Here is a 9722-nt window from a genome sequence, read left to right as displayed (position 1 = left end):
GGGAGGAACGTAAGCCGAAAGCGGGCAGCAGGCGCCTACCGCCGCAGAGAACAGGCGTTACTGACGATCCGTCGGATCGACCTGACGGGACCATATCTCAGGCTCGTGGGAAATTTTCCATGGAACCGAGATATTTCCCTCTACCGTGGTAACTCCGGCCGTAGATGGACCCACCTCCGACCGGCGCGGCAGACTGTGAACACCCCGGCACGGAAGGACCCCATGGCACGACCGAACCCCACCCTCCGCCAACGCAGGCTGGGCGCAGAGCTCCGCAGAATGCGCGAGCAGGCCGGCTTCGGCGGCAGCCAACTCGGCCGTGCCGTCGGGATGAACCCGGCCCAGGTGACGCAGATGGAGGCCGGGAAGATCGGCATCAGCGTCGACCGCCTGCGTACCATCGCGGCCGCCTGCATGTGTACCAACCAGCCGTTGATCGATGCCCTCGCCGACACCATCACCGAACGAGGCAAGGCCGGCTGGTGGGAGTCGTACCGAGGCACGCTCGCGGAGGACTTCCTCGAGATTGCCGAGCTGGAGGACCACGCTCACGGGCTCGCGACCTACGCCATCACGTTCGTCCCCGGGCTTCTACAGACAGCCGGTTACGCCGCCGCTGTCTTCTCGCACGCGTACCCACCCATTCCCCGGCACGAGATCGACCTCAGAACTGCCTTCCGGATCCAGCGCCAACGGACTGTCCGATCCGGCGAAACGAAGTATTCGGCTTTCATCCACGAGGCTGCGCTGCGCATGCAGTTCAGCGGACCCAAGGTCCGCGCCGATCAGCTCGATGCCCTCGTCGAGGACTCCGACGCACCTGGTATCGCCATTCGAGTACTACCGTTCGACGCCATCGGCCTCCCGAGCCCCATCGACAACTTCACGTATGCCGAAGGACCGATCCCGGACCTCGACACGGTGCATACCGATACCGGTTTCGGAGTCCGGCGACTTGACGCCCCTGCCCACGTGGCAAGGTTCCGGGCCATCCTTGCCCAGATGGACTCGATGGCCCTTTCAGTAGATGAGTCACGAGACTTCATCAAGTCCGTGAGAAAGGAAATGAACCGTACCCATGACTAACGGAACATGGCAGAAGTCCAGTTACAGCGGATCAAACGACGACTGTGTAGAGTTCCGGAGCGCGGACGCGCTAGTTGAGCTTCGTGAGTCCGACGACGGCGAGAACATCCTCCGCACCACCCCTACCGCCGTCGCCGCCCTCCTCCTCGCCATCAAGAGCGGCGAACTCGACCACCACGCCTGACCCCAGCACCTCAGCGCCCCCTCGCTCGACCCGAGCGAGGGGGCGCAACCATGCCCATCCGGCCTCGGCGCCCGGCCCTCGACACCCTGGTGTGCCCACGGCGGCTCTGACACCATCTCAGCTGGCGCGCACAGAAAGTGCGCGAATCGTTCATCCCGGCTGCACAGATGCAGCCACCGGACGCCGAGGGGATCCCAGAATGTCAGCGAAGACCATACGGAGCCGCATCCCGCAGCTACTGACGGCCGTGCTTCTGCTCCTGGGGCTGATGACCGCCGCAACCGCCCAGGCACAGGCCACCCCCCAGCGGCTCACCGCCGGCACGACCATATGTTCCAACTCGCCCATTCCGGCGGGGTGGGTCGTCACAGGCTCCTACCGCAACAACGGTTGCGCGGGTGCCGGGTACATCTACACGATCCTCGACACCAGCAACCTGACCAACGTCACGGTCTGCTCCATCTCCCCCATCCCCACCAACTGGGTGATCACGGGCTCCTACGCCACCAGCACCTGTGAGGGGATCGGTTACGCCTACACCCTCGCCAAGATCACCACCCAGACCACCACCACGGTCTGCTCCTTCTCACCCCTCCCCGCCGGCTGGGTCGTGACGGGCTCCTACGGCACCGGCACCTGCGCGGGCAGCAACATCGCCTACACCATCCGCAAGGTCTGACGGCCCTCGGCCGAGCACGGGCGTCCCAGCCGCACCCTGGTGCCACTCCAGCATCTCTGACACCATCTCAGCCGCGACGAACAGGCAGTGAGCGAATGGTTCGTCTCGGTTGCAGCAGCAGCGCAGCCGTGGAACGTCGAGAGGACCCGAGGCCGACATGAAGACCGCACGGAAGCACGTCCCGCACCTGATAGCCGCCGTACTGATGATGCTGGGCCTGATGACCGCCGCGAGCGCGCCGGCGCAGGCCGCCACGCAGCAGGTCACTGCCAGCGCGAGCATCTGTTCCAACGCTCCCATCCCGGCCGGGTGGGTCATCACCTGGTCGTACAGCACCAACGCCTGTCCGGGCACCGGCGTCGGCTACAACATCACCGATTCGAACGGTGCGACCAGCCTCAGCGTGTGCTCCATGTCGCCGATCCCGCCGAACTGGGTGGTGACCTGGTCCTACAGCACCAACAGCTGCCTGGGCACCGGCGTCGGCTACAACATCGCCAACGTCACCAACTCCACCACCGCCAGCGTCTGCTCCATGACCCCGATGCCGCCCAACTGGGTCGTGACCTGGTCGTACAGCACCAACAGCTGCGTGGGCACCGGCGTCGGCTACAGCATCACCAAGATCACCACCCAGACCACCGCCTCCGTGTGCTCCTTCTCCCCCCGTCCGGAGGGCTGGATCGTCACTGGCTCCTACAGCACCAACAGCTGCTACGGCAGCGGCACCGGCTACTACATCCGCAAGGCCTGACCGGCGCAGTCCGCCGCCGTGCCCCTCGCTCGACCCGAGCGAGGGGCACACCCGTGTCCATCCGCTCCGACCAGGGCTTTCCCGCTCTGATATCACTGGGAGCCTTCCGCCAACCCCCTGCTCGGCACCACAGAACGGACCGCTCCCATGGACGACGGGACCACCCCCATACCCGGCGGCTACTGGGACCCGCTGCCCACCGCCCGGCGGCTGCTCGTCGAGCACCCGTCGCTCGACCAGTTCGGCGGGCTCTGGGCGGACCGCAACTGGCGCAACGTCCCCGGGCCGTTCTACGGGGCGGACACCGACACCATGCAGATGGGGCGGGACGGCGCGCCGTTCCACATCGCGTACGACGACGAGTGCGGACCGCTGGACGGGCGGGAGTTCGTCTACCGCCAGCCGACCGACGCCGCACAGACCTACGACCTCCTCTGCGGCTGCTTCTTCGGCCACGGCGGCTTCGCCATGGACGGCGACGAGCACTGGACCGACGCCTCCGTGCGCGAGTGGTGGCAGGAGCGCGGACGGGTGCGCGAGTGGGCGGTCACGACCTCCGACCGCTGGTCCCGGGTCCACGGCGAGTACCGGGAGCACTACCGGGACGCCGCGCAGGGGCTGCGCGACTACCTCGCCCACCTCGACGGCGGCCTGAACAAGTACCTCCGGGTCTACCTCTTCCACCTCGCGGAGGGCCGTTCGCCGCGCCCCGGCGAAGCCCTCCCCGAACTGCTCCGGCCCCGCAGACCCGCCCCTCCCCGCACGGCAGACCCCCTGCTCGCGGGCTACTTCGTCGCCGTGCCGGAATCCGTGGCCGGCGCTGGGCTGCCCCGAGCCGAGCTGCTGACCTCCTCCTCCGGCTGCCTGATCGACCAGCTCCCGCAGGACGGCTGCTGGTTCGACACCCCGGCCGAGGCCCTGGCGGCCTGCGCGACCGTCGCGGTCCCCGCCGACGCCCGACTCTTCGCCCTGCTCGTCCCCGGTGACCACGTCTACGCGCTCGTCACCGAAATCCGCGAGGCGGAGACCTACGAACCCGTCCTCCTCGCCCACCTCGACGGCCCCGACCCCACCCCCGTGCCGGCCGAGGGCGGCCGCGCCCTCGGCTGGGAGGTGCTCGGCTACGACTGCGGCATCCTGCACACCTGGCTCTGCAACGACCTCCACGACGACGCCGTCCGCGACCTCGGTGTCACCACCGACACCCACGGCCTGCTCCCCGACCGCACCACCGCCGAACGCGTCGCCACCTGGGCCAACGCCCGCGACGACACCAAACCCGTCACCTGGTTCCCGGCCACCCTGCTCACCTGGGACACCCCCATCGAGACCACCTTCGTCCCCGTCGCCACCCCACAGCCGGCCCCCGCCCCCACCCCCTGGTGGCAACGCCTCGCCGACCTCTTCTGAGCCATACCTCGACGGCCGCCTCGCTCCACCTGGAGCGAGGCGGCCATCATCGCCACCTCGTCAGATCGGCAGATCCCAGCCCGGCCCATCCTCCGCACCGATCCATACACGCTGACCGATCTCCGACACGGTGATGCCGAACCCGTCCTGGTGCGGTTCACCGACGGCCTGCCAGGCTTCGATTCCTCGTTCCACCTGGTCCCAGAGTCTCAATGGCCCGCGCTGCCGGACCGTCCAGCCGCCGTCCGGCTCCGGTGCGGTCCAGGCATACGAACCGGTGGCCACGTCCACGAGGGTCTGTTCACCGCCCCCTCCCATACGTTCGGCGGACGGGGCAGCGAGTTGAGCCACCCAACAGCCGGTCCACGTCCCGAGGATCGAGGGGTTGATCCGGGAGGCCCGCGCTTCTCCCGACAGCAGCGTGAGCCCGGATCTCGCGGGCCGCTCGTGCGAGCGGGCGATCATGAAGCTGGTGTGGCCGGGCAGAAAGCGCCCGGTGGCCCGCCCCGGCTCGGTCACGGTGAGCAGCGCCAGAGCTGACGCATAGCTCCATCCGCAGACGGTGACCAGGATCCGGCCCCCGGGCTTCACCTGGAACAGCCAGGGAATCGGAAGGTGGCGGACCGAACAGGTGGCGATCAGCCGGTCGTAGGAGCCACCGTGCGGGTCACCGCGCAGGCCGTCTCCGACGAGCAGCCTGGGCGCGAAGCCCGCCGCCTTGAGTGCAGCCGCCGCCTGCTCCGCTACCACCGGGTCGAACTCGATGCTCGTCACGGCGGCGTCCCCGAGCCGGTGCGCACCGAGCGCGGTCGAGTAGCCGGTTCCGGTGCCGATCTCCAGCACGTGATGCCCAGGCTCAGCACCCAGCTGCTGCCACATGTCCAGCACCAACGACGGCAATGTGGAGGAGGACGTCGGCGACCCGATCACTCTCCCGTCGTCATCACCGCCCGCTCCTGGCGAGGTCGTGCCGTCCAGCTGCGTGATGAGGGTTCGATCGGCATAGATCCCCTCCAACCATCCCGGGTCGCCGCGGCGTACCGTCCGATAGGCGGTCGGCACGCTCTCCGGGACGGCGGAGAAGTACGAGTCGACAAACTGTTCACGCGGCACGGCAAGCGCCGCGTCACGCCATGCACCTTCGACCGGAACGCCGCCCGCACCGAGTTGCTCGGCCAACTTGGCACGAAGTCGTGCAGACGTGGTCATACGTCACGCCCTCTCTCCAGGAGATCGGCGATCGCCCGCGCGATCGCCGTGGTGGTTTCGGGAGGCTGCCAGGCCCACTGGCCGTTGGGGTTGCATTCGAGGAAGTGCCACTCCCCTGTGTACGTCACCGCGAAGTCGAACGCGCCGTACACCAGGCCGAACTCTGCGAGGTAGGCGGCGACGGCCTCGCGAACAGCTCCGGGCGGGGCAACCGGCGTGCACACCATCCGGTCCTGTCGTCGGCGCCAGTCGAGGTCGGGGCTGTCGATCCGGGTCGCGAACAGGCGGTCGCCGACTGCGGTCAGCCGCGCGTCGAAGGCCTTTCCCACCCTGGCCTGGAAGAGGTGGGGGCACAGCTCGACTCCGACGGTCAGCTCCGCCGCGCCCACGGCCCGCACCCACACCTGGTGCGGGCGGCCCTGCACGGTGTACGCGGTGCTCCACAACGGCTTGTAGACCGCACCCCCAATCTGCCCCCGAACGAAATCCCGGGCGGTCTGCAGGTCATTGGTGATCAGGGTCTCGGGCACCCGGAATCCGTGCCGCCCGGCAGCCGCGAGTTGGGCCGGCTTGTACTCGGCTGCCCGATTGGCCCAGGGGTGGTTGACGTAGTGCGCGTCCGCGAGCGAAGCGAGGATGCCACCGGCTCCCCAGAAACTCTGGGCCGCCGCGAAGCCGGCGTCCTGGCCGTCGAGTTCCGGCGGCCCCTCGTACCGAGTGGGCCGCCGGACCCACACCGACCGCACCGTCGCCAGATCAACGCTGCGGCTCGGCGTCCGCAGAATGCCCCGTCGGCCGCCCAGACCGTACGAGGCGGTCAACGACGCTCCGGTGTGCAGATCGAGGCCGGGATCGAGCCGGGCTGCGGGAACGGCCCGGTCGGCAAGGACACGCAGGACGAGGTCCGCCGTCACATCCTGCGCGTTTGTCAGCACGAGCACCGACCTACCTGTGTCGGCCATCAGTCCGAGCTCTGGTCCTGGTCATAGGACTCGGTACTGTCGACATCCGTCGCCCCGCCAGGACTCGCCCCGTCGCCCAGACCGGTGCTGGTGGGCGTGAGGCCGTTCGTACTGGTGCCGTGCGTTCCCAGTTCGACCACTTGACCGCCCTCGCCCACGATCACGGCGATCTGGCTGTCGGGGTCGATCATCGGCGTGGCCATGGGGATCGGAGCGCCCGGCTCGAACGGCCTCATCCTCGTCGTACCCCACGGCGCTGCAGGCGTCTTCCTCATCTGCGGTCCTCCTCGGCTCCGTGAGCATCACAGACGGCAACAACCGTCCGCTACCCTTCGCTCACCGTAAGGAGTTGAATTCGGCCCCTGCAAGGGCATTCCCGTACGTGCATGAACCTCCCGTGAGAGCCTCACCGACTGAACGTCTCAGCCCAATCGGCGAGCACGCCCTGAGCGGCAGGGCCGAACATCGCCGCCTCTTCGAACAGGTCGAAAATCTCTCGGTGCCGGCCGACATCCTTGGGGTCGCGGAAAACAATCCGGCCGGTGAAGGTCTCCACCGTAACCAGGCGATTGTCGTAGATCGTGAAAGTGTTCATCGGCCCACGGGACAGCAGCCGTCCGATCGGCAGTACACCGAGGCGAACACTCGGCAAGCGGGCCAGCGAGATCAATCGGTCGATCTGAACCCCCATGGCCAGCGGCGGAAGCAGAGCCCACCTCGCCGCCTGCTCGGTCAGGATGAACGTGAACGTCTTGGACTCGTCGTAGAGGACCGCCTGACGTTCGATCTTGCGGAGGACGACGGCTGTACGGTCACCGACCGAGTACCCAAGACTGGCGTGCATGTATTCGGGAGTCGCAAGTAAGCCGGTGATCATCGCAGGGAGGAAATAGCGCAACTCGGCAGCGTCGGATTCCAGGGCCTTCAGCTCCGCCTGCCGCTTCTCCATCCCACGCCGCCAGGAGGTGCGCTTGTCCTGCCACTCGGTGTTCGCAATTCTGGCGAGCGCGGTGATCTCGCGAGCAAGGTCCTCAGGTACGTTGAGCGCCCACAGAATGCGTTCCACATCAACAAGACCGGGTATCACCCTGCCGGTCTCGATTTTGCTGATCTTGCTCTGACTGATGCCGCAACGCACTGCAAGCCGGTCTCCCGTGAGACCGGCTTGCAGGCGCAGTTCTCGGAGCATCCCGGCCAGGTCCCGTTTCGAGCGGCCGAGCTGATCGGGCTCCAGCGTCACCCGTGGGCTTTCACATAGTCGGCGAACGGCACCGCGTGGGCGAGTGCCGTTCGCCTCAGTTCCCGGCACTCCTCGGCACGATAGTCGGCCAGTTCACGGTTGATCTGCGTGCCGTCTGCGCGGAAGTTCAGCCGCACCACCGAGGACTCGTCGAACATCCACCAGTCCTGGAGCGGGATGCCGAAGTCCTGTTCGGTGACGTCCAGGATCCTGATGTCCTCGCCGGCGGCGATGTTGCCGGGGATGCCCCAGGCGAACTGGTAGCGCTGGTAGTCGGTCAACGGCTGCCGCACCACTCGCACCCGCCCGATCGTCCGGCCCGAGGATACGAAGCCCCGCACCCTCATGTGCCACGCCGCGTTGTGCTCGACGGGCTTCGGCTCACCCCGCAGGAATCGCGCGACGTTCTCGGCCTCGCGCGGCATCGTGTAGACGGGCTGCGCTTCGAGCCGGAACGCGCTGTGCCCGTACCCGTCGAAGTGCCTGCGCCATTGGTCACCATCCAAGAGCACGGACTGCCTCCTCCAGGATGTGACGGGGAATCTCCACCGCTGCCTCATCTGCCGGAACGGCGAGGGCCCCGAACCGATCGCCCTGCACCACGAAGGTACCTCGATCGGTGGCATAGATGTTCGGACAGTCGTCGTCATCGCAGACGGGACCGTCGAACCTACCGGTCAGCCGCGTCAGATTGGCGCGTTCGGCCATGGTGATCCCTCCTCCAGAGCCGGCCAAGTGGACCGGAAGATACGAAGTTAGGGAAACGGGAAAGCACTCGTCCACCAGAACCTCGAAGAATTCCTGTATCGGACTAAGGATCTTGATCGGCGCCGCCGACCTCGTTCCGAAACAGCCGCCGATCAGCCCGCGTTCCCTCCCTCAAGGTGGGCGAGCAGCGCCGCCGCGCCGTCCTCCGCGGCGATGGCGTGGGCGAGTTCGGTGGCGCGGCGGCGGTGGGACGGCTCGGCGAGGCTGTCCTTGATCGCGGTGGCGAGAGCCTCGGCGGTGAGGTCCGCGAAGGGCAGGGACCGGGGGGCGACTCCCAGCTCGCACAGCCGGGCCGCCCAGAACGGCTGGTCGGCCATGACGGGAACGGGCACGGCGGGCACGCCGGCCCGCAGTGCGGCGGCCGTGGTGCCCGCCCCGGCGTGGTGGACGACGGCGGCGGTGCGCGGGAACAGCCAGTCGTGCGGGACGTCGCCGACGGCCAGCACGTCGTCCCCGAAGCCGCCCAGCCCGGCCCACCCGGCCTGCACCACGGCCCGCACACCGGCCCGCTTCACGGCCTCGGCCACCAGCTCGCCGAGCCGCTCGCCCTCCCCCACCGCCATGCTGCCGAAGCCGATGAACACCGGGGGCGGACCGGCCTGGAGGAAGTCGACCAGCTCGGCCGGTGGCTGCCAGCCGTCCGGCCGGGCGGACCACCAGTAGCCGGACGCGTCGACCCAGGACGGCCAGTCCGCGGGGCGCGGCAGCACCGACGGGCTGAAGCCGTGGAAGACCGGCCGGACGCCCGACGGTGCCGAGGGCTCCTCGGCCGGGAGCCCGAAGTGCGCCCGCAGCCGGGTCGCGGCGCCCGAGAAGACCGCTTCCGACCGCCGCACCACGTCCCGGCCTGCGGCGAGCCTGCCCTCCGGCCCCGCACCGACGGCGCCGCGCGCGTTCGGCAGCGCGAACTCCCCGGTGGGGACGAAGGGCACGAGGTAGGTGCCGACCACGGGGATGCCGAGCGCCTCCCCCGCCACCCGGGCGAGCGGCGCCGGGCCGAAGGCCGTCAGCAGCACATCGGCGCCACCCTCCACGGCCTGCGCCACCCCGTCGGCGATCCCGTCCGCGTAGGCCCGCGTCAGCGCCTGGACTTCTTCCCGCGACCCCGCCCGGGCCCAGTCCCGGATCAGCCCCTGCGGATCCCCCGGCACCGCCCAGAACCCGAGACCGCACCCACCGATGAGCGCATCGAACCCCGGATGGGCGGCCACCGCGACCTCGTGCCCCGCCTCCTGCAGTCTCCGTCCCAACCCGGTGTAGGGCGCGACGTCTCCTCGTGAACCGGTGGTGATGATCAGAGCACGCATGCGGCCGATTCTCCCCCGCCGCCACGATCCCCTCACCGGATCTCGCCGATTACCCGGCGCAGGAAGTCGGACGGGGCGACTTCCTGCGCCGACGGACCCCCCCCCCCCCCCCCCCCCCCCCGA

The 9722-nt window shown here is 68.7% G+C and carries 12 protein-coding genes; 5 read left to right on the top strand and 7 right to left on the bottom strand.

Features of this window, described 5'->3' with window-relative positions:
• Positions 1-222 precede the first annotated feature (222 nt).
• The 5 genes from SM793_RS35540 (at position 223) to SM793_RS35520 (ending at position 4113) form a co-directional block, all read left to right on the top strand.
• A complete protein-coding gene (locus SM793_RS35540; RefSeq protein WP_320443270.1) occupies positions 223-1086 on the top strand; it encodes a helix-turn-helix transcriptional regulator in 864 nt (287 codons plus the stop codon).
• On the top strand, positions 1079-1270 hold the full coding sequence (locus SM793_RS35535; protein WP_320443269.1) for a DUF397 domain-containing protein: 192 nt from the start codon (positions 1079-1081) through the stop codon (positions 1268-1270). Before SM793_RS35540 ends, SM793_RS35535 begins: the two co-directional genes overlap by 8 nt.
• A 268-nt stretch (positions 1271-1538) precedes the next feature.
• Positions 1539-1949 (top strand): hypothetical protein, encoded by a 411-nt coding sequence (locus SM793_RS35530; RefSeq protein WP_320443268.1) that lies wholly within the window; start codon positions 1539-1541, stop codon positions 1947-1949.
• A gap of 157 nt (positions 1950-2106) precedes the next feature.
• Positions 2107-2703: a hypothetical protein gene (locus tag SM793_RS35525; protein ID WP_320443267.1), complete on the top strand. Its 597-nt coding sequence runs from the start codon at positions 2107-2109 to the stop codon at positions 2701-2703.
• Between the two features lie 147 nt (positions 2704-2850).
• Positions 2851-4113, top strand: a complete 1263-nt coding sequence (locus tag SM793_RS35520) for a hypothetical protein (RefSeq protein ID WP_320443266.1) — start codon at positions 2851-2853, stop codon at positions 4111-4113.
• A gap of 60 nt (positions 4114-4173) precedes the next feature.
• On the opposite strand, the gene tgmC is transcribed toward SM793_RS35520, so the two are convergent.
• From tgmC to SM793_RS35485, 7 genes are all read right to left on the bottom strand, one after another.
• A complete protein-coding gene (gene tgmC, locus SM793_RS35515; protein WP_320443265.1) occupies positions 4174-5322 on the bottom strand; it encodes an ATP-grasp peptide maturase system methyltransferase in 1149 nt (382 codons plus the stop codon).
• Positions 5319-6284, bottom strand: a complete 966-nt coding sequence (tgmB, locus tag SM793_RS35510) for an ATP-grasp ribosomal peptide maturase (protein ID WP_320443264.1) — start codon at positions 6282-6284, stop codon at positions 5319-5321. Before tgmB ends, tgmC begins: the two co-directional genes overlap by 4 nt.
• Entirely contained in the window at positions 6284-6559 is a 276-nt protein-coding gene (gene tgmA / locus SM793_RS35505; protein ID WP_320443263.1) for a putative ATP-grasp-modified RiPP, read from the bottom strand. The genes tgmB and tgmA overlap by 1 nt, the downstream gene beginning before the upstream one ends.
• Before the next feature lie 131 nt (positions 6560-6690).
• Entirely contained in the window at positions 6691-7524 is an 834-nt protein-coding gene (locus tag SM793_RS35500; RefSeq protein WP_320443262.1) for a helix-turn-helix transcriptional regulator, read from the bottom strand.
• Positions 7521-8036: a DUF6879 family protein gene (locus tag SM793_RS35495; protein ID WP_320442466.1), complete on the bottom strand. Its 516-nt coding sequence runs from the start codon at positions 8034-8036 to the stop codon at positions 7521-7523. Before SM793_RS35495 ends, SM793_RS35500 begins: the two co-directional genes overlap by 4 nt.
• Entirely contained in the window at positions 8020-8232 is a 213-nt protein-coding gene (locus SM793_RS35490) for a hypothetical protein (RefSeq protein WP_320442465.1), read from the bottom strand. The genes SM793_RS35495 and SM793_RS35490 overlap by 17 nt, the downstream gene beginning before the upstream one ends.
• Before the next feature lie 152 nt (positions 8233-8384).
• Positions 8385-9599, bottom strand: a complete 1215-nt coding sequence (locus SM793_RS35485) for a glycosyltransferase (protein WP_320442464.1) — start codon at positions 9597-9599, stop codon at positions 8385-8387.
• Between the last annotated feature and the right edge of the window lie 123 nt (positions 9600-9722).

It is taken from the genome of Kitasatospora purpeofusca (assembly GCF_034043715.1).
In the GTDB taxonomy this organism is placed as follows: domain Bacteria; phylum Actinomycetota; class Actinomycetes; order Streptomycetales; family Streptomycetaceae; genus Kitasatospora; species Kitasatospora purpeofusca_A.
Note: the sequence above shows the minus strand (reverse complement) of the source record. Positions and strands in the feature narration are given on the sequence as shown.